Annotated in this window: 25 protein-coding genes and 4 pseudogenes; 10 read left to right on the top strand and 19 right to left on the bottom strand. The window is 53.8% G+C overall.

The features are described 5' to 3' along the window. Window positions 1-52 precede the first annotated feature (52 nt). From panE to CS369_RS03755, 4 genes and pseudogenes are all read left to right on the top strand, one after another. Window positions 53-981 (top strand): annotated as a pseudogene (panE, locus tag CS369_RS03770) (2-dehydropantoate 2-reductase). Further along, on the top strand, window positions 944-1,534 hold the full coding sequence (yajL, locus tag CS369_RS03765; RefSeq protein WP_196906044.1) for a protein deglycase YajL: 591 nt from the start codon (window positions 944-946) through the stop codon (window positions 1,532-1,534). The pseudogene panE and the gene yajL overlap by 38 nt, the downstream one beginning before the upstream one ends. Before the next feature lie 114 nt (window positions 1,535-1,648). Next, entirely contained in the window at window positions 1,649-1,888 is a 240-nt protein-coding gene (locus tag CS369_RS03760; protein WP_196906042.1) for a type II toxin-antitoxin system RelB/DinJ family antitoxin, read from the top strand. Between the two features lie 45 nt (window positions 1,889-1,933). Continuing rightward, complete coding sequence (locus CS369_RS03755; protein ID WP_196906040.1) at window positions 1,934-2,218, top strand: type II toxin-antitoxin system RelE/ParE family toxin; 285 nt, start codon at window positions 1,934-1,936, stop codon at window positions 2,216-2,218. A gap of 53 nt (window positions 2,219-2,271) precedes the next feature. Here the strand turns inward: CS369_RS03755 and thiI are convergent, their stop codons facing one another. Beyond that, window positions 2,272-3,720: a tRNA uracil 4-sulfurtransferase ThiI gene (gene thiI / locus CS369_RS03750; RefSeq protein WP_196906039.1), complete on the bottom strand. Its 1,449-nt coding sequence runs from the start codon at window positions 3,718-3,720 to the stop codon at window positions 2,272-2,274. Between the two features lie 244 nt (window positions 3,721-3,964). Between thiI and xseB the strand changes: the two genes are divergently transcribed. The 3 genes from xseB to dxs all read left to right on the top strand — a co-directional run bounded on the left by xseB (window position 3,965) and on the right by dxs (window position 7,156). Further along, a complete protein-coding gene (gene xseB, locus CS369_RS03745) occupies window positions 3,965-4,273 on the top strand; it encodes an exodeoxyribonuclease VII small subunit (protein ID WP_196906038.1) in 309 nt (102 codons plus the stop codon). Beyond that, on the top strand, window positions 4,270-5,181 hold the full coding sequence (ispA, locus tag CS369_RS03740) for a (2E,6E)-farnesyl diphosphate synthase (RefSeq protein ID WP_196906037.1): 912 nt from the start codon (window positions 4,270-4,272) through the stop codon (window positions 5,179-5,181). Before xseB ends, ispA begins: the two co-directional genes overlap by 4 nt. A 112-nt stretch (window positions 5,182-5,293) precedes the next feature. After that, a complete protein-coding gene (gene dxs / locus CS369_RS03735) occupies window positions 5,294-7,156 on the top strand; it encodes a 1-deoxy-D-xylulose-5-phosphate synthase (protein WP_196906036.1) in 1,863 nt (620 codons plus the stop codon). A gap of 50 nt (window positions 7,157-7,206) precedes the next feature. On the opposite strand, the gene pgpA is transcribed toward dxs, so the two are convergent. The 6 genes from pgpA to nrdR all read right to left on the bottom strand — a co-directional run bounded on the left by pgpA (window position 7,207) and on the right by nrdR (window position 11,370). Further along, window positions 7,207-7,728 carry a phosphatidylglycerophosphatase A gene (pgpA, locus tag CS369_RS03730; RefSeq protein WP_196906035.1) on the bottom strand — a complete coding sequence of 174 codons (522 nt, stop codon included), beginning with the start codon at window positions 7,726-7,728 and terminating at the stop codon, window positions 7,207-7,209. Beyond that, window positions 7,709-8,698: a thiamine-phosphate kinase gene (thiL, locus tag CS369_RS03725; RefSeq protein WP_196906034.1), complete on the bottom strand. Its 990-nt coding sequence runs from the start codon at window positions 8,696-8,698 to the stop codon at window positions 7,709-7,711. Before thiL ends, pgpA begins: the two co-directional genes overlap by 20 nt. Window positions 8,699-8,752: 54 nt before the next feature. Further along, a complete protein-coding gene (gene nusB / locus CS369_RS03720) occupies window positions 8,753-9,172 on the bottom strand; it encodes a transcription antitermination factor NusB (RefSeq protein ID WP_196906033.1) in 420 nt (139 codons plus the stop codon). Between the two features lie 24 nt (window positions 9,173-9,196). After that, window positions 9,197-9,661, bottom strand: coding sequence for a 6,7-dimethyl-8-ribityllumazine synthase (gene ribE, locus CS369_RS03715; protein WP_196906032.1), 465 nt, complete (start codon window positions 9,659-9,661; stop codon window positions 9,197-9,199). Window positions 9,662-9,800: 139 nt separating this feature from the next. Beyond that, on the bottom strand, window positions 9,801-10,916 hold the full coding sequence (ribD, locus tag CS369_RS03710) for a bifunctional diaminohydroxyphosphoribosylaminopyrimidine deaminase/5-amino-6-(5-phosphoribosylamino)uracil reductase RibD (protein WP_196906031.1): 1,116 nt from the start codon (window positions 10,914-10,916) through the stop codon (window positions 9,801-9,803). A 4-nt stretch (window positions 10,917-10,920) separates the two neighbouring features. Further along, on the bottom strand, window positions 10,921-11,370 hold the full coding sequence (gene nrdR / locus CS369_RS03705) for a transcriptional regulator NrdR (RefSeq protein ID WP_196906030.1): 450 nt from the start codon (window positions 11,368-11,370) through the stop codon (window positions 10,921-10,923). A gap of 206 nt (window positions 11,371-11,576) precedes the next feature. Here nrdR and CS369_RS03700 point away from each other — a divergent pair, with 206 nt between their 5' ends. Further along, window positions 11,577-12,110, top strand: a complete 534-nt coding sequence (locus CS369_RS03700; RefSeq protein ID WP_196906029.1) for a DUF3251 domain-containing protein — start codon at window positions 11,577-11,579, stop codon at window positions 12,108-12,110. A gap of 56 nt (window positions 12,111-12,166) precedes the next feature. Here the strand turns inward: CS369_RS03700 and secF are convergent, their stop codons facing one another. The 5 genes and pseudogenes from secF to CS369_RS03675 all read right to left on the bottom strand — a co-directional run bounded on the left by secF (window position 12,167) and on the right by CS369_RS03675 (window position 17,620). After that, entirely contained in the window at window positions 12,167-13,135 is a 969-nt protein-coding gene (gene secF, locus CS369_RS03695) for a protein translocase subunit SecF (RefSeq protein WP_196906028.1), read from the bottom strand. Window positions 13,136-13,145: 10 nt separating this feature from the next. Then, the gene (gene secD, locus CS369_RS03690) at window positions 13,146-14,996 is read right to left on the bottom strand and encodes a protein translocase subunit SecD (protein ID WP_196906027.1); all 1,851 of its coding nucleotides are present in this window, start codon (window positions 14,994-14,996) and stop codon (window positions 13,146-13,148) included. Window positions 14,997-15,023: 27 nt separating this feature from the next. Continuing rightward, on the bottom strand, window positions 15,024-15,353 hold the full coding sequence (yajC, locus tag CS369_RS03685) for a preprotein translocase subunit YajC (protein WP_196906026.1): 330 nt from the start codon (window positions 15,351-15,353) through the stop codon (window positions 15,024-15,026). 114 nt (window positions 15,354-15,467) lie between these two features. Then, window positions 15,468-16,586, bottom strand: a pseudogene (tgt, locus tag CS369_RS03680) (tRNA guanosine(34) transglycosylase Tgt). A 107-nt stretch (window positions 16,587-16,693) separates the two neighbouring features. Continuing rightward, on the bottom strand, window positions 16,694-17,620 hold the full coding sequence (locus tag CS369_RS03675; protein ID WP_196906025.1) for an S-adenosylmethionine:tRNA ribosyltransferase-isomerase: 927 nt from the start codon (window positions 17,618-17,620) through the stop codon (window positions 16,694-16,696). A 141-nt stretch (window positions 17,621-17,761) separates the two neighbouring features. Between CS369_RS03675 and CS369_RS03670 the strand changes: the two are divergent. Next, window positions 17,762-18,323 (top strand): annotated as a pseudogene (locus CS369_RS03670) (ACP phosphodiesterase). Between the two features lie 154 nt (window positions 18,324-18,477). After that, a complete protein-coding gene (locus CS369_RS03665) occupies window positions 18,478-19,080 on the top strand; it encodes a peroxiredoxin C (protein ID WP_196906024.1) in 603 nt (200 codons plus the stop codon). A 118-nt stretch (window positions 19,081-19,198) separates the two neighbouring features. On the opposite strand, the gene proY is transcribed toward CS369_RS03665, so the two are convergent. The 7 genes and pseudogenes from proY to phoB all read right to left on the bottom strand — a co-directional run bounded on the left by proY (window position 19,199) and on the right by phoB (window position 26,501). Then, window positions 19,199-20,575 (bottom strand): proline-specific permease ProY, encoded by a 1,377-nt coding sequence (gene proY, locus CS369_RS03660; protein WP_196906023.1) that lies wholly within the window; start codon window positions 20,573-20,575, stop codon window positions 19,199-19,201. A gap of 73 nt (window positions 20,576-20,648) precedes the next feature. After that, on the bottom strand, window positions 20,649-21,968 hold the full coding sequence (gene brnQ, locus CS369_RS03655) for a branched-chain amino acid transport system II carrier protein (protein WP_196906022.1): 1,320 nt from the start codon (window positions 21,966-21,968) through the stop codon (window positions 20,649-20,651). 456 nt (window positions 21,969-22,424) lie between these two features. Next, a pseudogene (locus CS369_RS03650) lies at window positions 22,425-22,876 on the bottom strand (5-methyltetrahydropteroyltriglutamate--homocysteine S-methyltransferase); the annotation flags it as partial. Continuing rightward, complete coding sequence (locus tag CS369_RS25030) at window positions 22,869-23,084, bottom strand: hypothetical protein (protein ID WP_374191027.1); 216 nt, start codon at window positions 23,082-23,084, stop codon at window positions 22,869-22,871. The gene CS369_RS25030 and the pseudogene CS369_RS03650, both read right to left, overlap by 8 nt. A 382-nt stretch (window positions 23,085-23,466) precedes the next feature. After that, complete coding sequence (locus tag CS369_RS03645; RefSeq protein WP_196906021.1) at window positions 23,467-24,321, bottom strand: phosphate ABC transporter substrate-binding protein; 855 nt, start codon at window positions 24,319-24,321, stop codon at window positions 23,467-23,469. Window positions 24,322-24,422: 101 nt separating this feature from the next. Beyond that, complete coding sequence (phoR, locus tag CS369_RS03640; RefSeq protein WP_196906020.1) at window positions 24,423-25,745, bottom strand: phosphate regulon sensor histidine kinase PhoR; 1,323 nt, start codon at window positions 25,743-25,745, stop codon at window positions 24,423-24,425. A gap of 66 nt (window positions 25,746-25,811) precedes the next feature. Then, window positions 25,812-26,501 carry a phosphate response regulator transcription factor PhoB gene (phoB, locus tag CS369_RS03635; protein ID WP_196906019.1) on the bottom strand — a complete coding sequence of 230 codons (690 nt, stop codon included), beginning with the start codon at window positions 26,499-26,501 and terminating at the stop codon, window positions 25,812-25,814. Window positions 26,502-26,801 lie beyond the last annotated feature (300 nt).

Here is a 26,801-nt window from a genome sequence, read left to right as displayed (position 1 = left end):
TAACCGCCGCCGTCACACTGCGTGCCACGCGCATCGATAAAGGAAACCTCAGATGAAAATTACCGTGCTGGGTTGCGGCGCACTGGGTCAGCTTTGGCTTGCCGCATTACATCAGCAAGGCCACGACGTTCAGGGATGGATGCGTTTCCCCGCTCCGTACTGTGCTGTAAACGTACAAATGCTGGACGGAAAACTGTGCAATCTGATGCTGCCGACAAACGATCCCGAGCACCTGATGCAGAGCAAACTGCTGTTGGTAACCCTTAAAGCCTGGCAGGTTTCCGATGCCGTCAGCGCCTTATTACCAACTATCACCCCCGACTGTACCATTTTGTTGTTGCACAATGGCATGGGCACCCGGGAAGAGTTGCCGGTATTGACCCAACCGTTGTTACAAGGCGTCACGCCGCACGACGCGATGCGACGCTGGTGGTGCACGTTGCCGGAGGAACCACGCACATTGGTGCCATTACCAGCGGCAACAGCCGTGGCGCGGTTCCTCACAGCGATACGCACTCTGCGCTGGCTGCATTGCTGCATCAGGCGCTGCCGGATGTCGCCTGGTACAATAATATTGCCGTGACGTGCTGGCGTAAGCTGGCAGCAAACTGTGTAATCAATCCGTTAACCGTGCTCTATAACTGTAAAAATGGGGCGTTAAGCGCTTATCCCGAGCAAATAGATCTGCTGTGTCAGGAGATCGTGCGCGTCATGGAGCGTGAAGGCCACCCCGATTCGCTGGAGCAGGTGAAACTGTACGTGGAGCAATTGATTCAGAATACCGCAAAAAACACCTCCTCCATGCTGCAAGATATCCGTGCCCAGCGTCATACCGAGATTGACTATATTACCGGCTATCTGCTGCAACGGGCCCGTGCCCACGGGTTAACGCTGCCGGAAAACAGCCGTTTATTTGAAATGATTAAGCTAAAGGAAAGCGAATATGACCGCATCGGTACTCATCTGTCTGGCTCCTGGTAGCGAAGAAACCGAGGCCGTCACCACGTTCGACCTGCTGGTACGCGCCGGTATTGCAGTCACGGTAGCCAGCGTCGCCAGCGACGGCGCAACAACAGTAACCTGCTCGCGTGGCGCAAGATTAGTTGCGGATGCACCGCTGGTTTCTGTTGCAGATAACCCGTTCGACGCCATCGTGTTACCGGGCGGTGTCAAAGGGGCAGAATGCTTTCGCGACAGCCCGTTACTGGTGGAATGTATTCGCCAAAAGCATCAGGAAGGGAAAATCGTGGCCGACATCTGTGCCGTTCCTGCACTGGTGCTGGAACACCACCAGCTGTTTCCAGTCGGCAACATGACTGGATACCCCACGCTAAAAGAAAAAATCGCGCCAGAAAAATGGATGGATAAGCGCGTGGTATTCGATCCACGCGTTAATCTGCTGACCAGCCAGGGCCCCGGCACCAGCATGGATTTCGCCTTGAAGCTGATTGACTTACTGTCCGGGCGTGCCAAAGCGGCAGAGGTGGCAGCGCAGTTGGTGCTGCCACCGGGCATTTATGATTATCGGGAGTGATGCCTATGCCCCATCAGGTTATCAGGGTTGATGACCTGAAGAGAATTTGCCATAATGCCATCACAAAAGTAATTATACTAGTAATGGCATGCTATCATGCTAAAAGGAGACATCATGGGACACTTGAATATTCGTATCGATGACGAGCTTAAAGCACGGTCCTTTAGTGTCTTGGAAAAACTGGGGATGACGCCATCTGAGCTACTGCGTCAAACGCTGGAATACGTTGCCACCAACGAGCGACTACCCTTCCGCCAGGTTCTGCTAAGCGATGAAGATGCTGCATTGATTGAAGTTGCTCGTCAACGGCTGAAAAACCCTCAGCCTGTAAGAGTGACGCTTGAAGACTTATAAGCAGGAAATAGATTGATAGATAACGTCATTTAAAAGGAAATTTTAATGACTTACTCTTTGGATTTTGATGCTAATGCACTCAGAGAATGGCGAAAGTTAGGTTCAAACGTCAGAGAACAATTCAAAAAGAAACTGGCTGAGATTCTTCAGAATCCACACGTAGCATCAAACAGATTAAGAGAACTGCCCAACTGTTATAAAATAAAACTACTCAGTTCAAGCTACAGAATGATTTATCAGGTCAAGGACGATGTTGTCACTGTGTATGTGGTCGCGATCGGAAAGCGGGAGCGTTCTGTCGCCTATCGCGATGCAGTAAAACGGTTGTAAGAAAGCCAATGAGTCATTCATCCTCCGCACACGCGGAGGATGATGCACAGAGATTAAGGCCGATAGACCTTCACGTTAGTGAACCCCTGCTCACGCAGATACAGCGCCTGCAAACGGCTCATCACACCGCGTTCACAGTACAGCAGATAGGTCTTACCCTGATCAAGATCGCCAAACTGGGTGCTGAGCTTGTAGAACGGCAGCGATTTGATTTCAACACCGGTGAGCGCAAGCGGACGATCGTCTTGCTCATCCACCGAGCGAATATCCAGCAGAATATCGTCAGCAGAAAGCGATGCCACGGTTTCAACTTCCGTTATCTCTTGCGAGGTCTGGGTGGCGATATCGCGGATATCTATATTGCGCGCTTCAAAGACCACCCGGTCCAGAATCTCAAAATCGAACTTACCTTCTTCCTCTTCGATTTTGGATTTGACCGCTTTTACTGTTGGGCTTTTGGAAATGACCCCGCAATACTCAGGCATGGTTTTGGCAAAATCTTCCGTGCCTAAATGGCGCGCCAGCTTGATGATGTGCTCTTTATCGTGTGAAATCAGCGGGCGCAGAATCAGCGTATCCGAGGCATTATCGATGAGACGCAGGTTGGTCAACGTTTGGCTGGAAACCTGCCCTAACGCTTCCCCGGTTACCAACGCCTGAACGCCATAACGCTCCACAATGCGCGATGCGGCACGCACCATCATGCGTTTAAGCACCACGCCCATCTGGCCGTCATCCACTTTTTCCAGGATCTCGCCCACCACGGGTTCAAAATCGATAGCAACAAAGCGCACTCGATGCGAACTGCCAAAGCGTTTCCACAAATAGTGTGCGACCTGTTTAACACCAATTTCATGCACTGCGCCGCCCAGATTGAAAAAGCAGTAGTGCACGCGACAGCCACGGCGGATGAGCATATAGCTGGACACGCCAGAATCGAACCCGCCGGAAATCAGTGACAGTACATCTTCTTGCGTACCGATAGGGAAACCACCGATGCCTTCATAACGCCCTTTAATCAGCAGCAAAAGATCTTGTTCAATCTCCAGATGAACCGTGACCTGCGGCGTGGTAAGGTTAACGTGCGCACTGTCGATGTGCTGATTAAGTCCACCGCCCACATAACGTTCCACATCCTGCGATGAGAAGTCGTGCTTGCCGCGCCGTTTCACGCGTACACAGAAGCTTTTCCCTTCCAACTGCGGACGATACAGCGCCAACGTTTGTTCAAAAATGTCGTGCACGTCGGTGTAAGCGTGGTCTTCAACGTCCAGAATATGATGAATGCCGGGAATATGGGTTAACGCATCGCGAATCTCTTCGCGTTGGCTTTCCTCTTTAGCGCGGACTTCGATATGATCCCAATGACGGACGACGGCCAGTTGGTCGTCATACTGCTTAAGCACGTTACGAATGTTACCGGTAAGTATCTTAATAAAGCGCAACCGCACAGATTGACTCTTGATGGTGATTTCCGGGAACAATTTAATGATAAACTTCATGATGGCTGTCGTTACTTGGTCAAATAGGCGTATGTGTTAACCCGAGTGCTACATTCACGTTATCGGTAAACTCGTTCCATGGGGTGATTTTATCAATAGCATCCAGGGCGCGGAGTATATCATCTTCTCGCACACTGCGCGCAGGAAGGATATGCTTATCTGTGCGATGGGCCAGTAGCGAACAGTAATGATTAACGACACTAAAAGAACAGCATAACTTAGCGATCAGGATGTAAAATAGGTCATGCCTGCAAAAAAAACGTCGCCTCACTCGGAGGCAAACAGCGAAACGCTGAACACCACTGACTCAGCGCTGAGTTTTGAAGATGCGCTGCAACAGTTGGAACATATTGTCACCCGCCTTGAGTCGGGCGATTTGCCGCTGGAAGCCGCACTGAGCGCTTTTGAAAATGGCATTCAGTTGGCGCGTCAGGGACAGTTGCAGTTGCAACAAGCAGAGCAACGCGTACAAATCCTGCTAAGCGATGAACCGGATGCCGCGCTGTCCCCTTTCGCTCAGGGCACGACAACCCCGAACAGTAAACCACTATGACGGAATTCGCTGAGCAATTACGCGCCCATGCCGATCGCGTTAATCAGGCATTGAACCGTTTTATCACCGACTTGCCGTTTCAGAGCAGTCCGCTGGTTGACGCCATGGCCTACGGTGCGCTGCTGGGAGGCAAACGCCTTCGCCCTTTTTTGGTTTATACCACCGGGCAACTTTTCGGCATTCCCCTGAGCAGCCTGGATACGCCGGCTGCCGCAGTGGAATCTATCCACGCCTATTCGCTGATTCATGACGATTTGCCTGCCATGGACGATGATGATCTGCGCCGTGGTCAACCGACCTGTCACATTAAATTTGGCGAAGCCACTGCGGTTCTGGCTGGGGATGCGCTTCAAACGTTAGCCTTTTCCATTCTGGCTGACGGCTCCATGCCGGAAGTCAGCGACCGCGATCGCCTCTCAATGGTTGCAGAACTGGCGTACGCCAGCGGCGTGGCAGGCATGTGCGGCGGGCAAGCGCTGGATTTGGCGGCAGAGGGTAAGCAAGTCGATCTCACCGCGCTGGAGCAAATTCATCGCCACAAAACCGGCGCATTGATTCGCACAGCAGTCAGGCTCGGCGCGCTCAGCGCTGGTACTTCAGGTCGGGCAGCATTGCCACACCTCGATCGCTATGCCAATGCCATCGGCCTGGCTTTTCAGGTTCAGGATGACATCCTTGATGTGGTTGGTGACAGCGACACCACCGGCAAGCGACAAGGGGCCGATCAGCAACTGGGCAAAAGCACCTATCCCGGCTTCCTCGGGCTTGACAGTGCACGGGCAAAGGCGTGGGATCTCTATCAGGAATCACTGGCAGCATTGGATGAACTGCAAGCGGCCAGCGCAACGCCGCTCGATACCACGGTACTACGGGCATTGGCGAATTATATTGTCGAACGAGATAAATAATTTCAACATCACCCAGTGAATTTCAAGCGTGTCGCACGGTAGCAACGCCCGGATGGGCACTCCATTCGCCGCTTGAGAGAGAACGGGGATTACACCTCAGAATGAGTCGCAAATGAGTTTTGATATTGCAAAGTACCCTACACTGGCTTTAGTGGAAACACCTGACGAACTGCGCATGCTGCCGCGTGACAGCCTGCCTAAACTGTGCGATGAACTTCGTCAATATCTGCTGGACAGCGTTAGCCGCTCCAGCGGCCACTTTGCGTCAGGGCTCGGCACCGTTGAACTCACCGTGGCGCTGCACTATGTCTACAACACGCCATTTGACCATCTGGTGTGGGATGTCGGCCATCAAGCCTATCCTCACAAAATCATCACCGGTCGCCGCGATCGCATTGCCACCATCCGACAAAAAGGCGGCCTGCATCCGTTCCCCTGGCGCGGCGAGAGTGAATACGATGTGTTAAGCGTCGGTCACTCATCCACGTCGATCAGCGCCGGGCTGGGCATGGCGGTTGCCGCCGAACGCGAAGGCAAAGGACGCCGTACCGTGTGCGTTATCGGCGACGGCGCACTGACCGCGGGAATGGCATTTGAAGCCATGAACCACGCGGGCGATATCCGTTCCGATCTGCTGGTGGTGTTGAACGACAATGAGATGTCCATTTCCGAGAACGTCGGTGCGCTCAACAATCACCTGGCGCAACTGTTGTCCGGCAAACTCTACTCCACCCTGCGCGAAGGCGGTAAGAAGGTGCTGTCTGGCATTCCGCCCATCAAAGAGCTGGTCAAACGCACGGAAGAGCACCTGAAAGGCATGGTGGTACCCGGAACGCTGTTTGAAGAACTCGGCTTTAACTACATCGGCCCGGTCGACGGTCATGATGTGGTCGGGCTGGCGCAAACCCTGAAAAACATGCGTAGCCTGAAAGGCCCGCAACTGCTGCATATCATGACCAAAAAAGGCCGTGGTTATGCGCCCGCAGAGCAAGATCCTATCAGTTGGCATGCCGTGCCCAAATTTGATCCGGCCAGCGGCACCTTGCCCAAAAGCAAGGCGAGCCTTCCCAGCTACTCGGCCATTTTCGGTGATTGGCTGTGTGAAATCGCCGCCAAAGACAGCAAGCTGATGGCAGTAACGCCAGCCATGCGCGAAGGCTCTGGCATGGTGCGCTTCTCACGCGACTATCCGCAGCAATATTTCGATGTTGCCATTGCCGAGCAGCACGCCGTCACCTTTGCCGCCGGCTTGGCGCTGGGCGGGTACAAACCGGTGGTGGCGATCTACTCCACCTTTTTGCAGCGCGCCTACGATCAGGTGATTCACGACGTCGCCATTCAGAACCTGCCGGTGCTGTTCGCTATCGATCGCGGCGGTATTGTGGGTGCGGACGGCCAAACGCATCAGGGGGCGTTTGATTTGTCCTTCCTGCATTGCATTCCCGATCTGATTATCATGGCCCCGAGCGATGAGAACGAATGTCGCCAGATGTTGTTTACCGGCTACCGTTATCAAGACGGCCCTTGCGCCGTGCGTTACCCACGCGGTACCGGTACCGGTGCCACGCTTGAGCCGTTGCAGGAATTGCCGATCGGTAAAGGGGTGGTACGACGCACGGGCGAGAAAGTCGCCATCCTCAATTTCGGCACACTGCTGCCAGAAGCACAGCAGGTTGCCGAAAAGCGCAATGCGACATTGGTCGACATGCGCTTCGTCAAACCGCTGGATGAAGCACTGATCGCTGAACTGGCAAAAAACCACGATCTGCTGGTAACGCTGGAAGAGAATGCATTGATGGGCGGTGCGGGCAGCGGCGTTAATGAAGTGGTGATGGCGCAGCGTCTGGGCATTCTGGTGTTAAATCTGGGGTTGCCGGACAGCTTTATTCCCCAAGGGACTCAGGAAGAAGTACGCCACGACTTGGGGTTGGATGCAGCGGGCATCGAACGTCGCATTGATGAATGGCTGCAATGATAGTTGTTTCGACCGGGGCTGCCGCCCCGGTCAGCCACTGCGCATTCCGTTTAAGAAAATAGCGGCCAGTGGTGCCAAATCCAGTAGATAATGCCCGCAGAGATAACCCCAGCCACAATATCGTCAATCATGATACCCATGCCGCCGTGCACGTTGCGATCGAACCAGCGTATCGGCCAGGGTTTGAAAATATCCAGAACACGAAACACCACAAACCCGGCCAGCACCCACTGCCACTGTTCATCCGGGATCGCCATCAACGTGATCCACATCCCGACAAATTCATCCCAGACGATGCTGCCGTGATCGTGCACGCCCATGTCTTTGGCCGTTTGATGACACAGGTAAACGCCGATGCAAATGCTGAACATGATAGTCAGCGAATACAGTTGCCAGGGCAGGAAGGAGAGCAGATACCACACGGGGATCGCCGCCAGCGATCCCGCCGTACCCGGCATCCAGGGTGAAAGACCACTGCCAAACCCGGTTGCCAGCAGATGCCAGGGATTGCTCAGGCGCAAGCGCTGCTTAGCGGCGCGCTTGGCTTCTCGGTCATTGGCTGAAGTGGTCATAGCCTTTCCAGTTCAGTTCCACTGCGTTATCACCACGGAAAAAGCGTAGCCCCTCGGACGACGGTGCTATCTGACCAATGCAAGTGTAGCCCACCCCAAGTTGGCCCAGCGCCATGTCGATCGCCCCGCGATTAATTTCCGGCACGGTAAAGCACAGTTCATAATCTTCCCCGCCAGACAGCGCCCAACGCAGCGCCTGATCGGGCTCAACGTGTTGCATCATTGCCGATGAATAAGGAATAGCATCAAGCTGCACGCGCGCACCACAATCACTTGCGGCCAAAATATGGCGTAAATCCGAGATCAGCCCATCCGACAGATCGATAGCCGTGCTGGCAAGCGTGCGCAACGCCTGACCTTGCAGAATGCGTGGCTGCGGACGCAAATGGCGTTGCACCAATGACTGACGCGCCGCGCTGTCACTCACCTGCAAACGTTGTTGCAAAATCGCCAGCCCTGCGGCGCTGTCACCCAGCGTTCCGGTCACGTAGATCCAATCGCCAATGCGGGCACCGGCACGAGTGAGCGCACGACCAGCAGGAACCAGCCCGTGAATAGTCAACGTAAGGCTCAGCGGACCGCGCGTGGTATCGCCGCCAATCAGCTGCATGCCATAGTAATCCAGCAGCGTGAACAGGCTATCGCTGTAGGCTGCCAACCACGCGCTGTTGATTTCGGGCAAGGTAATGGCGAGAGAGAGCCAAGCGGGATCGGCCCCCATGGCAGCCAGATCGCTTAAATTAACGGCCAGCGATTTGTAACCCAAATCAGCAGGATCGATAGTCGGTAGGAAATGCACACCAGACACCAGCGTGTCGGTACTGACGGCTAAAAGCTGCTTTTCTGCCACTGTGAGCAACGCACAATCGTCGCCAATCCCCAATTCCACATCACGGCGCGGATTTCCCGCCTTGTAGGCGTTCGCACGATTGAAATAGCGGGCAATCAGATCAAACTCACCGTAAATCATAACCGTTTCCGTCAAAAACAATCGCGAACAGGGCCGGTATTCCGGCCCTGAGCGTTACTTCTTGGTTTGGCGCACCGTAGGAGCGACTTTATCCAATACGCCGTTGACAAACTTGTGGCTATCTTCCGCACCGAACACTTTCGCCAGTTCAATGCCTTCGTTGATGGCAACCTTATAAGGGACGTCGTCGCGCTTGCTCAGTTCGAACAGTGCAATACGCAGCACGGCGCGCTCCACCTGCCCCAACTCTTCGAGCTGACGTGACAGGTAGGGTGCCATCAATGCATCCAGTTTTTCTGCCTGTATGGCGACGCCCGCCAGCAACTCACGAAAGTAGCTGATGTCGACATCTTTGACATCCTGCTCACTCAGGAATTGCAGTTCAATATCGGCAATGTCATTCTTTGACAATTGCCAGGAATACAGCGCTTGAACCGCACATTCACGAGCGCGGCGACGAGCAGCAGGTTTCACGGAATACCCCTTTCTCAATCAAACTTATTTGATATCTTTCAATACGTTAATCATTTCCAGCGCGGTCAGCGCAGCTTCTGCACCCTTATTGCCCGCTTTGGTACCAGCGCGTTCAATCGCCTGCTCGATGCTTTCTGTCGTCAAAACGCCAAACGTCACAGGAATATCGCTGTTCATGGCAACATGAGCCAACCCGGAGCTGCACTCACCCGCAACATATTCAAAATGCGCAGTACCGCCACGGATAACCGTTCCCAGTGCCACGACGGCGTCATAGCCATTTTTTGCCAGCGCGCGCGCGGTCAGCGGCAGCTCATAGGCACCCGGTACCCACACGACGGTAATGTTTTCATCTTTGACCTGACCAATACGTTTCAGCGCATCGATAGCGCCTTCCAGTAGGCTATCGTTGATAAAATTGTTGAAACGGGCAATCGCAATCGCGACGCGGGCATCAGGGGTGGCAACAACACCTTCAATGACGTTCATAGCGTTCCTTATAATCATAATCGCATGCTAATTACCCCGCATGGGGGCGGATTCTATCACATTCTTGTGACGGCGTATCCGGTTTTGTCTGCCACACCCCATAGAGGCCAGAGCAAACCAAAACCCCAGGATATCGACGTCAGGATTGCGGTATCAAACGCAGACGGAGATCGGGGCCAATCTGGCACACCTCCGTCAGCGTAAATGAAGGCGCTTGCACCAACTGCGTCAACCCCGGCAACACACACAGGGCCCGGGCATCATGCCCTAACAGTTTCGGCGCCATATACACGATCAGCTCATCGACCACGCCCGCATTCAACAGCGCGCCTGCCAGCGTAGCACCAGCTTCAACCCAAACCGAATTAATCTGGCGCTTGCCGAGCGTCATCATTAGCGCAACCAAATCGACGCCGCCACCGTGGGCGGGCAGAGTAAGGTGTGTCACGCTTTCAGGCCATGCGCTGTCATTGCTCGGTTGGGTACTCGCCAGCCAGGTTTGTCCTGGTTGATGGACCAGTTGATGCTGAGGCGTTACGCGCCCATGGCTGTCGACGATCACACGCACGGGTTGAGGAAGCGCTACATCGGGAAGCTGTTGTTGCGTAGCGGCATCCAACGTCTCCCAACGTACCGTCAACAGCGGATCGTCCGTCAACACGGTAGCACTGCTGCTAAGGATAGCGGCGCTTTGTGCGCGAAAGCGTTGCACATCCTGACGCGCCTCGGGAGAGGTGATCCACTTGCTCTCTCCGGACGCCATCGCCGTGCGGCCATCCAGCGAAGCAGCCACTTTAAGGCGGACATAGGGAACGCCGGTGCGCATCCGTTTCAGAAAACCCAGATTGAGCTGCTCGGCATCTTGCATCATCAGGCCATGACTGACGGCGATACCCGCCTGCTGTAAACGGTGCAAACCGCGCCCGGCCACCTGAGGGTTGGGATCTTGCATCGCCGCCACGACGCGCGCCACACCCGCCGCAATCAGCGCATCCGCACAGGGTGGCGTGAGTCTATGGTGACTGCACGGCTCCAGCGTCACATAGGAGGTTGCTCCCCGGGCCTGTTCACCTGCCATGCGCAGCGCATGCACTTCCGCATGCGGTTCACCGGCGCGCAGGTGATAGCCCTCACCGACCATTTCACCGTCGCGCACAATCACACAACCAACATTAGGGTTTGGCGACGTAGTGAAACGCCCACGCCGCGCCAATTCAAGCGCGCGCGCCATCCAGAATTCATCTTGCCGTTCCATATGACTAATCATGTAACCGAGCAATCTCTTCGCCAAACTCCCGGATATCCTCGAAGCTACGGTATACGGAGGCAAAACGAATATAAGCGACTTTATCCAGGCGCTTCAGGGCATCCATCACCAGATTGCCGATCATCTTTGTGGTGACTTCACGCTCACCCGTGGCGCGCAGTTGAGATTTGATATGATTGAGGGCGTTTTCAACGTCGTCTGCACTGACCGGCCGTTTTTCCAGTGCTTTCAGCATCCCTTTACGCAATTTTTCTTCGTTGAAGGGCTCTCGAACGTCATTGCTTTTGATCACCCGGGGCATCACTAGCTCCGCCACTTCAAAGGTGGTAAAGCGCTCATTGCACACCAGACACTGACGGCGACGCCGCACCTGCGTGCCTTCGCCGACCAGACGAGAATCAATAACTTTGGTATCAACAGCGGAGCAGAATGGGCAGTGCATAACATATCCCGATGATTAGCTTCTCTTGCGCCTAGTTTACCCTGATTTGATTGACTAACCCAAATATCCAGCGCTTACAGACCAATATTTGCATAGGTGCCAGCATAAACGCAGCATGATTTAACTCTCATTCGCCACTAAGCTTATATACTTGCCACGTAAAGACGACATGAGAAAGGGCATAATGCAATGAGGGAAAAACCTGAATGAATAACTATTATCGTGCATCTGGCCTCTTGATGCTAGTGCTGACGGGCTGTTCAGCGCCTCCACAAACGCCTACGCTGCAACGGGAAGTGGGGCAGCTTAACCGGCAATTACAAACACTGACGGCACATGCGTTAGCCCTGGAGCAGCAAAATACCTTAAACAGTCACTCTACCCACGGTATGTACCTGCTACCCAGCGCGAAAAATAGCGCAATTTTAGAAAGCAATATTGGCAAACTGAGCATTTCCCTGAGCCATATTGAGCCCGAGGCGAATGGCACCCAGGCGCTGTTGCACGTTCGGCTACTGGAAGGTGCAGCACTGCCTGCGTTTCACGCCCAACTCGACTGGGGTCAGCTCGATCCGGTCAGCAGCAAGCCGTTGCCAAGCGAAACTCACACCCAGCCGCTGGTGCTCGACGCCCCCCTCTTGCCCAAAACCGAAGCCATATTTGGCCTGCGGCTAAGCGGTGTCACACCGGAGCAGCTCGGGTTTATACGCCTGCATCAGGTTGAAACCAGCCGCCCCTGATACATAAAAAAAATCCCTGCCGCAGCAGGGATTTTTCTCAACGTTATCAAACGGCCTTAAGGCAAGATGGAGGGTTGATCCGCCCCTTCCTTCTCGACTTTCTGCACCAGCAGGTGTTCGCGCTTCATCCCGAGCTTCAGCGCCAGCGCTGAGGCCACGTAGATGGAGGAGATAGTACCGATAGACACCCCGATCAGCATTACCAGCGAGAAACCTTCCAGCATCGCGCCGCCAAAAATGTAGAGCATCAATACCACACCCAGCGTGGTACCGGAGGTCATCAAAGTACGGCTCAATGTCTGTGTCAGCGACACGTTCATGATTTCGTAAGGCGTACCGCGGCGAATCTTGCGGAAGTTTTCACGAATACGGTCAGATACCACGATGCTATCGTTCAACGAGTAACCGATAACCGACATCAGCGATGCCACAATGGTCAAATTGATTTCGATTTGAAACAGCGAGAACACCCCCATGGTGATGATCACGTCGTGCGCCAATGCCAGCACCGCCCCCAACGCCAGACGCCATTCAAAACGGAATCCTACGTAGATCAAGATGCAGATCAACGCCGCCAACAATGCCATAGCACCGTCTTGCGCCAAATCGTTACCCACACTCGGCCCAACAAACTCGATGCGCTTCACCGTTGCACTCTGTTCCGTGCCCTGGTTAATCACGCTAACCACTTTGTTGCCCAGCTCCTGAACTGACGTGCCCACGCTTGGCGGCATGCGCACCATCACATCACGGCTGCTACCGAAGTTCTGAATCAATGGATCGGCAAAACCGGCTTTTTCCAGCGAGTCACGAATGAGGTCCAGATCGGCCGGTTTTTCCAGGTTGATTTCAATCACCGTACCACCGGTGAAATCCAATCCCCAGTTAAACCCGCGCACACCCATAACAATCAGTGACAGGATTAACAAAGTGCCCGAAATGACGAACGCGACGTTATCCCAACGCATAAAGTTATAGACTTTACGACCATAGTTGAGCTGTTCAACAGTATATTCCTGTGCCACGACGCACTCCTCAAATAGACAGCTTGTTAACGCGTTTGCCGCCGTAAACCAGGTTCACAATCGCACGGGTGCCGACAATAGCGGTAAACATTGAGGTCGCAACCCCAATCGCCGTCGTAATGGCAAAGCCTTTGATTGAACCGGTCCCCACAGCGTACAGAATCACTGCCGTGATCATCGTTGTCAGGTTGGCATCGACGATACTGGAGAACGCACCTTTGTATCCTTCATGAATGGCTTGCTGAACCGTGCGCCCGTTCCTGAATTCTTCTTTGATACGTTCGTTAATCAGTACGTTGGCATCTACCGCCACCGCCAGCGTCAACACGATACCGGCAATCCCCGGCATGGTGAGCGTCGCCCCCGGCAACAGTGACATCACCCCGACGATCAGCACCAGGTTAGCCACCAACGCAGTGGTCGCAATGACACCAAACCCTTTGTAGAACACCACCATAAACAGGATGGATGCCACCAGACCCCACAAGCAGGCTTCAAGCCCCTGTGTGATGTTTTGCATCCCCAGCGTTGGCCCGATGGTGCGCTCTTCAACAATCTGAATCGGGGCAATCAACGCACCGGCACGCAGCAACAGAGAGAGCTGACGCGCTTCGTTCGGGTTGTCGATACCGGTAATACGGAAGCTGTTACCCAGACGCGACTGAATGGTCGCAACGTTGATCACTTCTTCGTGTTTTTCCAGAATGGAACGACCTGAGGTGGCATCTTTCTTACCGCTGTCCTTGTATTCCACAAACAAGGTTGCCATCGGTTTACCGATGCTGTCCTTGGTGAAATTGGACATGGCGTTACCGCCCGCGCTGTCCAGCGAGATGTTCACCTGCGGACGACCGTATTCGTCGGCACCCGAGGTGGAATCGGTAATGTGATCACCGGTGAGGATCACACGCTTGTAGAGCACCACCGGGGTACCATCACGCATGTTTTTCACTTCGGAATCAACCGGAACACGACCATTGGCCGCTGCCGTCACGTCCGCAGAACTATTTACCAGACGGAATTCCAGCGTTGCCGTCGCACCCAGAATTTCTTTGGCACGCGCGGTATCTTGAATACCGGGCAGCTCAACCACAATGCGATCCGCACCCTGACGCTGTACCAGCGGTTCGGCCACGCCCAGTTGGTTAACACGGTTACGCAGGATATTGATGTTTTGCTGGACGGCGTATTCGCGCGATTCACGCATGCGCTCGGCGCTCATCATCGCACGCATCAGGTTATCGCCGCTGGCGTTAAACACCAGATCGCGATGACGGGTGGTGAGATACGAAATCGCGTCGTTACGCGTTGCCGCATCGCGGAAACGGATCTCTACGGTATTGTCATCGGCTTTACGCACCGTGGCATAAGGGATGCCCTTTTCACGCAGATCGCTGTGCAGGGAATCCATGGTCTGCTCTTGCAGTTTACCTAACGCCGTTTCCATATCCACTTCCATCAGGAAGTGTACGCCGCCGCGCAGGTCGAGACCCAGTTTCATGGGTTCCGCACGCAGCATGCGCAGCCAATTTGGCGTAGCGGGGGCCAGGTTCAAGGCCACGACATACTTCTCACCCAATGCATTCACCAGCGCTTCACGAGCGCGCAGTTGAATATCCGAGGTGGAGAAACGGGCAAGGATCGCACCACTTTCTAACGCGAGCGATTTGCTGGTGAGCTGCTGTTCTTGTAATACATTCTGGACTTGGATCAGCGTTAACTCACTGGCGGCGATACCTCGCGCGCCAGTGATTTGTACCGCCGGATCCTCACCATACAGGTTAGGAAGTGCATAAAGCAGGCCGATGACTAATGCCACGACCAGCATCAGGTACTTCCACAAAGGATAACGGTTTAACACGGCAGTTCCCTTCGGGAAAATCAAAAATTACAGGGCTTTGATGGTGCCCTTTGGCAATACGGCAGCAACAAAATCACGTTTGATAACCACTTCATTGGTGTCGTTCAGCGCGATAGCGATGTACCCGGTCTCAGAGACTTTCGTCACACGACCCACCAAACCGCCCGTCGTCAGCACTTCATCCCCTTTGGAAATGGAATCCATCAGTTTCTTGTGATCTTTAGCGCGCTTTTGCTGAGGACGCAGAATCATGAAGTAAAAAATCAGGCCAAAAACAGCCAGCATAATCACCAGAGAGTACGGACTTTGTGCCGGAGCGTCAGTTGCAGCTACAGCATCAGAAATGAAAAAACTCATTTAACTATCCTCTTTGTTATCAAACCAAACGTGTGCAAAAGTATATGAAATCCAAATGTGCCTAAAACGCTTCAACCGTACACATCACGCGCAGCAGGTACGAAAACTGCGTCGTCAGTCGTGTTGACCTGCCGCTGTTTCAGCAAGGGACGGCGCCGGCTTGCCAATCCGTTGGTAAAAATCTGCCACAAAGTGCTCTAATTTACCCTCTTCGATGGCCTGACGTAAACCCGCCATCAACCGTTGATAATACCGCAAATTGTGGATTGTATTGAGGCGCGCGCCGAGTATTTCGTTGCAGCGGTCAAGATGATGCAAGTAAGCGCGGCTATAATTGCGACACGTGTAGCAATCACAGTGCTCATCCAACCGACGAGTATCATCCTTGTGTACCGCATTGCGGATTTTTACCACACCGTCGGTGACAAACAGCTGGCCGTTGCGCGCATTGCGCGTTGGCATCACACAGTCAAACATGTCAATGCCGCGTCGCACGCCTTCCACCAGATAACGGGGTTTATCCGCCGGGATCTGCGGGCAAACATGCTCCAGAATGCGGTGCATATCCGCCTTCGGCTCCCCGACTGCCAAGCCGCCCACAGCGTACCCATCAAAGCCAATCTCTACCAGCCCTTTTACTGAGACATCGCGTAAATCTTCGTAAACACTTCCCTGAATGATACCAAATAACGCGTTGTTGTTATTGAGTTCATCAAAACGATCGCGGCTGCGCTTCGCACAACGCAACGACATTTCCATCGAGCGTTTGGCATAATCCCAATCGGCAGGATAAGGCGTACACTCATCGAAAATCTTCACGATATCAGAGCCGAGATCGTACTGGATTTTCATAGATTTTTCTGGACTGAGGAAAATCGGGTCGCCGTTGATCGGATTACGGAAGTGCACACCCTATTCGGTGATTTTGCGGATGTCACCCAGGCTGAATACCTGAAATCCGCCGGAATCGGTCAGGATCGGGCCATGCCACTGCATGAAATCATGCAAATCGCCATGCAGCTTCATGATCTCTTGGCCTGGGCGCAGCCACAGGTGGAAGGTGTTACCCAGCAGGATTTGCGCGCCGGTTTCTTTCACTTCCTCGGGCATCATGCCCTTTACCGTGCCGTAAGTGCCAACCGGCATAAACGCCGAGGTTTCCACTACGCCACGCTCAAAAACAAGACGGCCACGGCGCGCGCGACCATCGGTTTGCAACAATTCGTATTTCACTTTGCCTCCAGCACCGGAAAAACAGTCCGATGTTGTTATTGGTAAGTCAGTCAACACGCCAACAGATTGCACTCTGCGGCGCTATTATGCGTTTGTTTTCAAAAAACTTAAGCGTCGTTGTCGGCCGCACTGACAACCTGCTCCGCTTCAGCCGCGGGATTGCGCGTAATAAACATGGCGTCGCCGTAGCTGAAAAAACGATACTGCTCGCTCACTGCCGCACGGTAAGCCGCCATGGTGTGCTGATAGCCCGCAAACGCAAACACCAGCATGATCAGCGTTGATTCCGGCAGATGGAAGTTGGTCACCAGTGCGTCGATCACGCGATAATGATAGCCGGGATAGATAAAAATGCGGGTATCATCGAAGAAAGGGGCAATCAGCGCATCTTGTGCTGCCTGCGCCGCACTTTCCAATGAACGCACTGAGGTAGTGCCAACGGCGATCACGCGATTACCGCGCGCTTTACACGCCAGCACAGCATCGATCACCTCCTGCGGCACTTCAGCATACTCCGCATGCATGATGTGATCTTCGATGGTATCAACCCGCACGGGCTGGAAAGTGCCTGCGCCGGCGTGCAGGGTGACAAACGCCATTTCAACCCCTTTCTCGCGCAATGCAGCCAACAGCGGCTCATCAAAGTGCAGCTCAAACAGCGTATCGTGGCGCTGGGCCATCACCGCTTTGACGCTGCCGTCTTCTCCCAGCAACAGTTCCGTTCCCGGTTTGGGCGCCTTGGACGCTTTGACATCGGCCAGCACACGCCGGGTGTCCAGCACGCGCTCGACCAGCACTTCAATCTTGCCACCGCTGGCCTTTTGACCAAACAAACGAGCAGGAATGACGCGCGTATTGTTAAACACCAGCAGATCGCCCGGTGCCAGCTTATCCAGCAGATCGGTGAAAACACCATGGGTCAGGGCTCCCGTTGGTCCGTCCAGCGACAGCAATCGGCAACCGCTACGCTGCGCCTGCGGATAGTGCGCAATCAGCGCTTCGGGAAGTTCAAACGAAAAATCAGAGACTCGCATGGCTATTCACTTGGTTGTGCTATTTATAAAAAAGAGTGTTCGACAGGAATAGGTAAAAAAACGGCGTTCTAGTTTAGAGCCGTAAGCGCGCGGCTGCAACAAATAAGCAAACGGTGCTCGAAATTGATGTAAACAGGCAGAATGAATTTTCTTGCTCATCTTCACTTGGCCACGCTAGCCGATAGTTCGCTTCTCAGCAACCTGATGGCAGACTTTGTGCGCGGTAACCCGCAACAAGGCTTTAGCGATGACGTGGTGTCAGGTATCCGCCTGCACCGCCGCATTGATGTGCTAACGGACAGTCAGGCCGAAGTAAAAGCCGCCGCCGCCCATTTCAGCGCCGATTACGCTTGACGTGCTGTGGGACCATTTTCTTGCCCGTCACTGGACGCGCGTATGTCCGCAGCAATCGCTGGAAGCGTTTGTCGATAGCACTCGCGCCCAGATAGAGCCGCATCTGGCAGACACGCCGGAACGCTTTCAAAACCTGAATCACTATCTGTGGCGTGAACGCTGGCTAGAGCGCTACGCCGAGCTGCCCTTTATTGCCGATGTGCTGCAACGCATGGCGATACGCCGCCCCCGGTTGGCAGCATTAGCAGGCTCATTTGACGATATCGAGCGCCACTACACCGCCTTTGAAGACTATTTTTGGTGTTTCTATCCACGTATGATGGAACAGGCTCGTTTGCAACAACTGTAACGCTGTCGATTTATACAGGGTATGACCAATCAATTTAATAGACAAAACCTATCTCATCAATCAGTCTGTTAACCTGTATTCATGAGGAAACAAACCCTATACTGCCTGTTGTTTTTTCATCCTTGTCCTTTTAATCACTTTTACAGGAGTTATTATGGTCCTGGTAACGCGTCAAGCCCCTGACTTCAACGCTGCTGCCGTATTAGGCAATGGCGAAATCGTTGAAAACTTCAATCTGAAAAAGCACATCAGCGGTAAAGCGGCAGTGATTTTCTTCTGGCCGATGGACTTTACCTTCGTCTGCCCGTCAGAACTGATCGCCTTTGACCACCGCTACAAAGAGTTTCAAGATCGCGGCGTAGAAGTGGTTGGCGTCTCTTTTGACTCCGAATTCGTTCACAACGCCTGGCGCAACACGCCGGTGAAAAGCGGCGGTATCGGCCCGGTGCAATACGCCATGGTCGCCGACGTGAAGCGTGAAATCCAGAAAGCCTATGGCATTGAGCACCCGGATGCGGGCGTGGCACTGCGCGGTTCTTTCCTTGTCGACAAAGAAGGCGTGGTACGCCATCAGGCTGTCAACGATCTGCCGCTGGGTCGCAACGTTGATGAAATGCTACGCATGGTTGATGCCCTGCAATTCCACGAAGAGCACGGCGAAGTGTGCCCGGCACAGTGGGAAAAAGGCAAATCCGGTATGGGCGCATCGCCAGATGGCGTTGCCAAATACCTGACGGAAAATGCCGACAAGCTGTAATCTCGCCCTTTTGCGCGACAACAAGCCGACGCTATGCCGTCGGCTTTTTTATTAGCCATGTTCAGAGAATAAAAAACGGGGCTTTGCGCCCCGTTTTCTCATTGCCGTTCAACCACGCTTACGCGTTGTCATTCGCCAGCTTCTGCCGTTTCTGTTTAACGGCATAGCCCAACAGCAGCAACGCAATCCACAGCACGCCCACGTAGAGGGAAACGCGCGTTTCTTCTAAGTAGCCAATCAGTCCGATAATAAACACCAGGAACACGATACCGACTAACGAAGACGCCACCCCACCCGGCAGCGGGAACGCCAATGCTTTCACCTCGTTCTCACTCAAACGACGGCGGAACGCAATTTGTGAACAGAGGATCATGATCCACACCCACACGGTGGCGAAGGTTGCCAGCGATGCAATCACCAAAAACACTTTGCCTGGCATAATGTAGTTAAGGTAAACCGCCACCAGCAGCGCCGCCATCATTACAACGACCGTGACCCACGGAATACCGCGCTGCGACACTTTGGCAAAGACCTTGGGCGCGTTGCCCTGCTCAGCCATGCCGAGCATCATGCGGCCCACGCCAAAAACGTCGCTGTTAATCGCCGACAGAGACGCCGTAATGACCACAAAATTCAGAATGCCCGCCGCTACCTTAATACCGAGATGCTGGAAGGTCAACACAAACGGACTGCCGTTGGTGCCCACCTGATTCCAGGGATAAATCGACATGATGACAAACAGCGTACCCACGTAGAACACCAGGATGCGCCACGGCACCGAGTTAATCGCGCGCGGAATGGATTTATGCGGATCTTTGGCTTCACCGGCGGTGATACCAATGATTTCGATACCGCCGTAGGCAAACATCACCAGTTGCAACGACAGGACCATGCCCATCACACCGTTACTGAAGAAACCGCCGTGGCTCCACAGGTTACTGATTCCGGTTGGCTGACCGCCGTTACCGATACCCCACACGATAATCCCGATGCCCGCCACGATCATGATGATAATGGTAGCGACCTTGAAGAACGAGAACCAAAACTCCAACTCACCGAACACCTTCACGCTCATCAGGTTGATGGCACCAATGATCAGCACCACGCTCAACACCCAGATCCAGTGCGGCACATCAGGGAACCAGACGCTCATGTAGATACCAAACGCGGTCACATCAGTGATGGCGACGATGAGGATCTCAAAGCAGTAGGTCCATCCGGTAATGTAGCCCGCCATCGGCCCCAGGTAATCCTGCGCGTAGCGGGAAAAGGAACTGGCCTGCGGGTTATTGACCGACATCTCTCCCAGCGCTCGCATAATGATATAGGCGATAACGCCGCCGATGATATAAGCCAACAGCACGCTTGGTCCTGCCATCTGAATGGCACTGGCCGAGCCATAAAACAGCCCGGTACCAATCGCCGATCCGAGTGCAATAAAGCAGATATGCCGCGTGCTTAACCCACGCTTTAGCTTAGCGGATTGTTGTTCCATAAATTAAGCTGCTCTGTCTTACAAAAGAAAAACCACAGGCGACAGCCTGTGGTGAAAAATGCAGATGAGTGCGTTATTGGTGCGCAGTCACTTCCTGACGCCCGCTCAGCCGGTCATAAATAACCGCAGCCAGCAGCACCACCAGCGACGGCGGCAGCCAGGCCAATCCCTGTTCACCCAAAGGCAAGTTCAGGCTCCAGGCTGGCAGCAATGACGCAAAGGTCGATGATTTTACCCCATCAATCAGACCGAATAACAGGCTGATTAACATGACCGGGGCCACAATACGCGAAGCCTGATTCCACCAGCGCAAAGTAAAACTCAGCAAAACCAGAATGATACAGGGCGGATAGATCGCTGTCAGCACCGGAATGGAAAGCTGAATCAGATGACTTAATCCCAGATTGGCAACTAACGCAGAGAAGCCACCCAACACGAACACCAGCGTGCGATAGGAAAACGGCAAATACTGGGAGAAAAACTCGGCACAGGCGCAGGTCAGGCCAACCGCCGTCACCATGCAGGCGATAAAAATCAACAACGCCAGGAAACCGCTGCCCATGCTACCAAAGGTGTGCTGCACGTAAGCATGCAGGATTTCAGCCCCGTTTTGCGCGTTAGGAATCAGTTCACCGCTCACAGAGCCTAGTTTAAACAGGCTCAGATAAACCAACGTCAACCCGACGCCAGCAATCAAACCGGCCCAAATGGTATAGCGGGTCAGCAGCGTAGCATCGGTCACGCCGCGTGAACGGGCCGCATTGACGATAACGATCCCGAATACCATGGCACCCAGGGTATCCATGGTCAGGTAACCGTTCACAAAACCGTTAGAAAATTGCACGGTTTGATAGGCTTCGGTCGCCGGGATCGGCGACCCCGCAGGCCACATCACCGCCGCCAATCCCAGCACGGCCAGCGCCAGAATTTTCAACGGTGCCAGCACATGGCCAACCGTATCCAGCAGACGACCCGGATAGAGAGAAATGCCGATCACCAACGCGAAATAGACCAGGCTATAGATCAACAACGGCGTGGCTGCATCGCCAAACAGCGGAGCCAACCCCACTTCGAAGGATACCGTAGCGGTGCGCGGCGTAGCGAACAGCGGTCCGACAGCCAGATAACACACGGTCGCCAGCAAAACGCCTGCCTTCTGGCCGATGGGGGAGCTCAGCGCATCGACGCCACCGCCCACGCGCGCCAGCGCGACCACGGTCAGCACCGGTAGGCCAACCGCGGTGAGCAAAAAGCCAAGCGCGGCGGTCCAGACGTGTTCACCGGCCTGTAAACCCACAATTGGCGGGAAAATGATGTTCCCCGCCCCGACAAACAGCGCAAAGGTCATAAACCCCAGCGCCACGATATCTTTGGATGTTAAACGATGACTCATAGTTACGTTGTGTTGCCTGTATATAAATGCGACAAAATGGGAAGACGAACTGCGGCGTGTTATAAATTATTCTTATCGCGCAGACGTTATAGGGCGCTAAGTAAAACGTTTATAGCAATAAAAGACAAGTAGCGATCTAAAATGCGAAGCATTGCGCCAATCTAACAAAAATAGACAGCATATAATATCACCACTCACACAAACTTCGGCACATGATGTGCATTTACCGTCTTTGCTTTGCAATAAAACTAGTATAAAAACGCGTAATACGCGCAAAATGGACATAAAAGAGGCAGTGCTTCAGCATAAGAAGCGATTTTTGCTGCAAAAGGGGACAAGTGGCAGGGGATTACGCGGTAAACGGAGTGAACGGATTTGCAGATTGGGACACCCCATGGCGAAACGTCGCGGATACACCGGGGATAGTGTGCGTCCCCGGTGTTATGCACTGGTGTGTTACTTGCTCCACACGGCGGCAGCAGTATCCACAACCAGACGCAGCTTGGCCCACTGCTGTGCTTCCGTCAGGCTATTACCCTCTTCCGTGGAAGCAAAACCACACTGCGGGCTGAGGCAAAGTTGTTTGATATCGACATATTTCGCGGCTTCCGCGATGCGCGCTTTCAGCAAAGCCGGATCTTCCAACTCGCCGTTTTTGGTAGTCACCAGACCCAGCACCACTTGTTGGTGTCCCGGTTTGATGAAACGCAGCGGCTCGAACCCACCTGAGCGATCGTTATCGTACTATCGTACTCAAGGAAAAACTCGTCCACATTGACTTCGCCAAACAGGATAGATGCCACCGGCTCGTACCCGCCTTCAGAAATCCAGGTAGAGAGGAAGTTGCCGCGACATACGTGCAAACCGATCGTCAGGTCAGCAGGTTTACCCGCCAATGCTTTATTCAGCGCGACGGAATTCACCGTCGGTGACAACCTGAAGCCCGGCTTCGCGTTGCAGTTCAACGGCACGCAGAATTTCTGCATCTTCCACGGCGCGCAGTTGCTCCGCATGAATGGCACCGGACTGGAATTGCAGGCGTGCTTCTTTGATTGCTGCGGGACGCAACAGGCTGCCGACCACGTTAGCGCGGAAAGGGGGAAGTACTTTAGCCATGATAACCTCCTGATCTTTCGCAACAATGCCTTCACGTCACGGCGTGAGGCAAGCGACATTGCAAAATAGTTTCAAAATAAATAGTCACGCCGCACAGTAATCACGCCTTATACTTATTTAGACGTCTGGACGGCTAGAAGGTAGGTAAATCCTGTCATGGCAACAGGTTGAGGGCAATAGAATAATTTTCACTTTCCGCGACTAACATGAATAAAATTCACGTCAAACTGATGACAAAGTCACTTTTCCCTCGGCATCCCCGACTTTCTCCCCTCGTCATCCTCGGAGAAAGCCGGGGATCTCTGACAGAATGAACGCGTTTCGCCTGCACGAGATTCCCGCCTTCGCTGGAATGACGGTGATGGGCGAGAATAGTGGCGTGTTACAGGCCGAGCTGCTGGCGTGCGCTAACCCGCACGTGCTCAGGCAAAGGAAGATAGCCATCCTGACTCACCAGACTTTGCCCGGCGATAGACAGCACCCGATCCATAAAGGCGGCCGTCAGGCTATCCAGCGTCTGCTCTGGCGCTTTGTTGACATAAATATAGAGATAGCGCGCATAGGGATAACGCCAGCTGCGAATATTGTCCACCGTCGGCGCAACATAGTCGTTTCCCTGCGCCGCCAGCGGCAACATTTTCACTCCGCTGGCGCGAAAACCGATGCTGGCATAACCAATCGCCTGTGTGGAGGTAGTAACCGCCTGCACCACCGAAGCAGAACCCGGTAGCTCATTCACCAGCGGCAAGAAATCACCACCGCACAGCGCTTGCTGCTTAAAAAAACCATAGGTGCCTGACGCTGAGTTGCGCCCATAGCGCAACACTCGGCGCGATGCCCACTCCCCCGTCAGCCCAAGATCGCGCCAGTGGGTCACGGTTTGCGTCGCCCCGCAGCGATGGGTAATAGAGAACAGCGTATCGAGCTGTTGCACGTTCAAACCCGGCAGCGGATTATCCTGATTCACGAACACCACCAACGCATCCATCGCCACCGGCACAGCCAGTGGTGGATACCCGCAGCGTTGCACAAAAGCCTCAATCTCACTGGCCTTCATGGCACGGCTCATCGGACCGAGTTGTGCCGCGCCGGAGGCAAGTGCCGTGGGGGCCGATGACGATCCCGTCGCCTGCATCTGTATGTTAACGCTGCGATAATGCTGGTTAAAATAGGCAGCCCAAAACGCCATCAGCGTCGCCAAATCAGAGCCGGCACTGGAGAGATTACCCGTCAGCATTTGCTCACTGCGCGCAGCGTGGCTCTAGCCACTGAGTAACAGCGCAGCACAGAGCAATAAACCCGAAAAAAGCGGGGCTGGCATCATAGGTCAACTATCCATCAGGCCAAAGGAGTGGTGCTATTCTCCGACAGAGAGACAGCGACAATCAACCGGTTAGGAAGCGTAAACATAAAACGCGCTCCGGCACCCGGTTCACTGAGAATCTCCAGCCGCGAATCATGATGGCTGAGCGCATGCTTGACGATGGCAAGCCCCAACCCGCTGCCACCCGTTTGGCGTGAGCGGGCTTTGTCCACACGATAAAAACGCTCCGTCAGACGAGGGATGTGCTCGGCAGAGATCCCTGGACCATTATCGCTGACCTGAAACTGCGCACCCTGCGTGATTTTTTGCCAGCACACTTCAATGCGCGTGCCTTCCGGCGTGTGATTAACCGCGTTGTACACCAGATTGGAGAAGGCGCTGTGCAACTGCTCTTCATTGCCGTAAACGCTCAGCCCATCGTTGATGTGGAACACAATTTCGTGACGATCCTGACTCAGCGTCTGTGCTTCGCGTTGTAGTATGCGCAGCATACGCGGCACATTGACCTTTTCCGCCAGATTGATCGGTGCTGCCGCTTCTATTTTCGATAACGTGAGCAACTGTTTCACCAACCCGTCCATGCGCCGCGTCTGCTCCTGCATGGTTGAAAGCGCTTTGCTGCGTAAGGCACCGTCCAGCGAATCGTCCTGCATCATCTCCAGGTAACCTTGCAACACGGTGAGCGGAGTGCGTAATTCATGACTGACGTTGGCGAAGAAGTTACGCCGAGCCCTTTCCAACTGGTGCATCTGGGTAATGTCGCGCACAACCATCAATAATTGCCCTTCCGAGTACGGCATAACACGGAATTCGACATGGTGTGAATTGATCAGTTGCAGGGTCAAGGCGCGGGAGAAATCCTGCTGACGCATGTATTGGGTAAACTCGGGATAGCGCAGCAAGTTGAGGATATTCTGGCCGTTATCTTCCGGCCAACGCAGGCTGAGCAAATGCTGCGACAGGCCGTTGCACCAGATAATGGTGCCCTCTTCGGTGGTGATTACCACGCCATCGGGCAGCGACTCGGCACCGCTGCGAAAACGCTTGATCAGCAAAGCCAGCTCGCGCCGCCGCCGCCGACTACGCAGTTGCATTTGATACAGCCCGTAAAACAGCGGCTCCCAGCTCCAGAGCCCGGGTGGCGGTGTCATGCTGCGATCGACCCACAGCCAGTAGGAGAGTTTAAGCTGGTTGTAATAATTCCAGCCAAGCACCACCAGCACCGCCGCCAGCATAAACCAGGGCAGGTAGCCGAAAATCAGGCCAAGCAGCAGGGCTGGCAAGCAAAAAAAAGCCAGCTCCAATGCCAGCTTTTTCCACGAAAGACGTTCTAACACGTTAAAAACTCTCCGCTTTGGCGGTATTTAGCCACGATGTCGCGCTCGCTATGGCTCACGGGCACATCAATAACGCGTAGAAAAACGGTACCCCGTTCCCCGGACCGTTTGCACCATTTTATCGTGTCCGCTGGTTTCCAGCGCCTTGCGCAAGCGACGAATATGCACGTCCACAGTACGATCCTCAACATAAACGTTAGTTCCCCAAACGTTATTGAGCAACTGCTCGCGGCTGTATACACGCTCAGCGTGCGTCATAAAAAAATGCAGCAGTTTGAATTCGGTCGGCCCCATCTTCAGCGCATGTTGTTCTGTGGTAACGCGATGCGAAGTTGGGTCCAGACTCAACCCCCGCATTTCGATCACCTCTTCCACCGCCATGGGTGAAATACGGCGCATCACCGCATTGATCCGTGCTACCAGCTCTTTGGGCGAAAACGGCTTGGTGATATAATCATCCGCACCGACCTCAAGCCCGCGCACGCGATCTTCCTCTTCACCGCGCGCCGTCAACATCATAACCGGAATATCCCGCGTCAGCGCTTCGCGCTTCATGTGCTTGATAAACTGCAATCCCGAGCCACCTGGCAGCATCCAGTCCAGCAGTACCAGATCCGGATATGGTTCGGACAAACGCGTCACAGCGCTGTCATAATCTTCCGCTTCAACGGACTGATAGCCGTTTTGCTCTAACACGAAGCACACCATTTCACGGATCGGCGCTTCATCTTCTACGACCAGTATGCGTCTTGCCATTGTCCATCCTGCCGTTAGTCAGCGTATGAAACGCGTCAACAATAACGAAATCTCACCATTGCCCGCTTTACCTATAAAGGTGCCTGAGTGGCTTATCTTCTGCGGGCGAAAGCAGTATGCGTCAGTTTTATGACAGATTTATGAAAACCCAAACTGAAGGTAACACCCGATTTAGCCGCTGTTTCCAAAATTTTCGATGCGATAACGACAGCCGCCGCCCTCACTGCTTATAATCGCCCTACAGTAGGTAGATAGCACGTCTAACAGGAAACGCCATGCGTATCATTCACACCGCAGACT

This window comes from Candidatus Symbiopectobacterium sp. 'North America' (assembly GCF_015762685.1).
GTDB lineage: Bacteria > Pseudomonadota > Gammaproteobacteria > Enterobacterales > Enterobacteriaceae > Symbiopectobacterium.
This window is presented reverse-complemented; position numbering and strand designations above follow the sequence as displayed.

What these genes read in the sequence shown, in the direction of transcription:
- ribD (WP_196906031.1), bottom strand. Translation starts at nt 10,916, where the DNA reads ATGGAACGGCAAGATGAATTCTGGATGGCGCGCGCGCTTGAATTGGCG.
- xseB (WP_196906038.1), top strand. Translation starts at nt 3,965, where the DNA reads ATGCCTGCAAAAAAAACGTCGCCTCACTCGGAGGCAAACAGCGAAACG.
- CS369_RS03665 (WP_196906024.1), top strand. Translation starts at nt 18,478, where the DNA reads ATGGTCCTGGTAACGCGTCAAGCCCCTGACTTCAACGCTGCTGCCGTA.
- proY (WP_196906023.1), bottom strand. Translation starts at nt 20,575, where the DNA reads ATGGAACAACAATCCGCTAAGCTAAAGCGTGGGTTAAGCACGCGGCAT.
- ribE (WP_196906032.1), bottom strand. Translation starts at nt 9,661, where the DNA reads ATGAACGTCATTGAAGGTGTTGTTGCCACCCCTGATGCCCGCGTCGCG.
- CS369_RS03755 (WP_196906040.1), top strand. Translation starts at nt 1,934, where the DNA reads ATGACTTACTCTTTGGATTTTGATGCTAATGCACTCAGAGAATGGCGA.
- CS369_RS03760 (WP_196906042.1), top strand. Translation starts at nt 1,649, where the DNA reads ATGGGACACTTGAATATTCGTATCGATGACGAGCTTAAAGCACGGTCC.
- dxs (WP_196906036.1), top strand. Translation starts at nt 5,294, where the DNA reads ATGAGTTTTGATATTGCAAAGTACCCTACACTGGCTTTAGTGGAAACA.
- brnQ (WP_196906022.1), bottom strand. Translation starts at nt 21,968, where the DNA reads ATGAGTCATCGTTTAACATCCAAAGATATCGTGGCGCTGGGGTTTATG.
- thiI (WP_196906039.1), bottom strand. Translation starts at nt 3,720, where the DNA reads ATGAAGTTTATCATTAAATTGTTCCCGGAAATCACCATCAAGAGTCAA.
- yajL (WP_196906044.1), top strand. Translation starts at nt 944, where the DNA reads ATGACCGCATCGGTACTCATCTGTCTGGCTCCTGGTAGCGAAGAAACC.
- nrdR (WP_196906030.1), bottom strand. Translation starts at nt 11,370, where the DNA reads ATGCACTGCCCATTCTGCTCCGCTGTTGATACCAAAGTTATTGATTCT.
- yajC (WP_196906026.1), bottom strand. Translation starts at nt 15,353, where the DNA reads ATGAGTTTTTTCATTTCTGATGCTGTAGCTGCAACTGACGCTCCGGCA.
- ispA (WP_196906037.1), top strand. Translation starts at nt 4,270, where the DNA reads ATGACGGAATTCGCTGAGCAATTACGCGCCCATGCCGATCGCGTTAAT.
- CS369_RS03700 (WP_196906029.1), top strand. Translation starts at nt 11,577, where the DNA reads ATGAATAACTATTATCGTGCATCTGGCCTCTTGATGCTAGTGCTGACG.
- CS369_RS03675 (WP_196906025.1), bottom strand. Translation starts at nt 17,620, where the DNA reads ATGCGAGTCTCTGATTTTTCGTTTGAACTTCCCGAAGCGCTGATTGCG.
- thiL (WP_196906034.1), bottom strand. Translation starts at nt 8,698, where the DNA reads ATGATTTACGGTGAGTTTGATCTGATTGCCCGCTATTTCAATCGTGCG.
- CS369_RS25030 (WP_374191027.1), bottom strand. Translation starts at nt 23,084, where the DNA reads ATGGCTAAAGTACTTCCCCCTTTCCGCGCTAACGTGGTCGGCAGCCTG.
- pgpA (WP_196906035.1), bottom strand. Translation starts at nt 7,728, where the DNA reads ATGACCACTTCAGCCAATGACCGAGAAGCCAAGCGCGCCGCTAAGCAG.
- phoB (WP_196906019.1), bottom strand. Translation starts at nt 26,501, where the DNA reads ATGGCAAGACGCATACTGGTCGTAGAAGATGAAGCGCCGATCCGTGAA.
- CS369_RS03645 (WP_196906021.1), bottom strand. Translation starts at nt 24,321, where the DNA reads ATGCTGACGGGTAATCTCTCCAGTGCCGGCTCTGATTTGGCGACGCTG.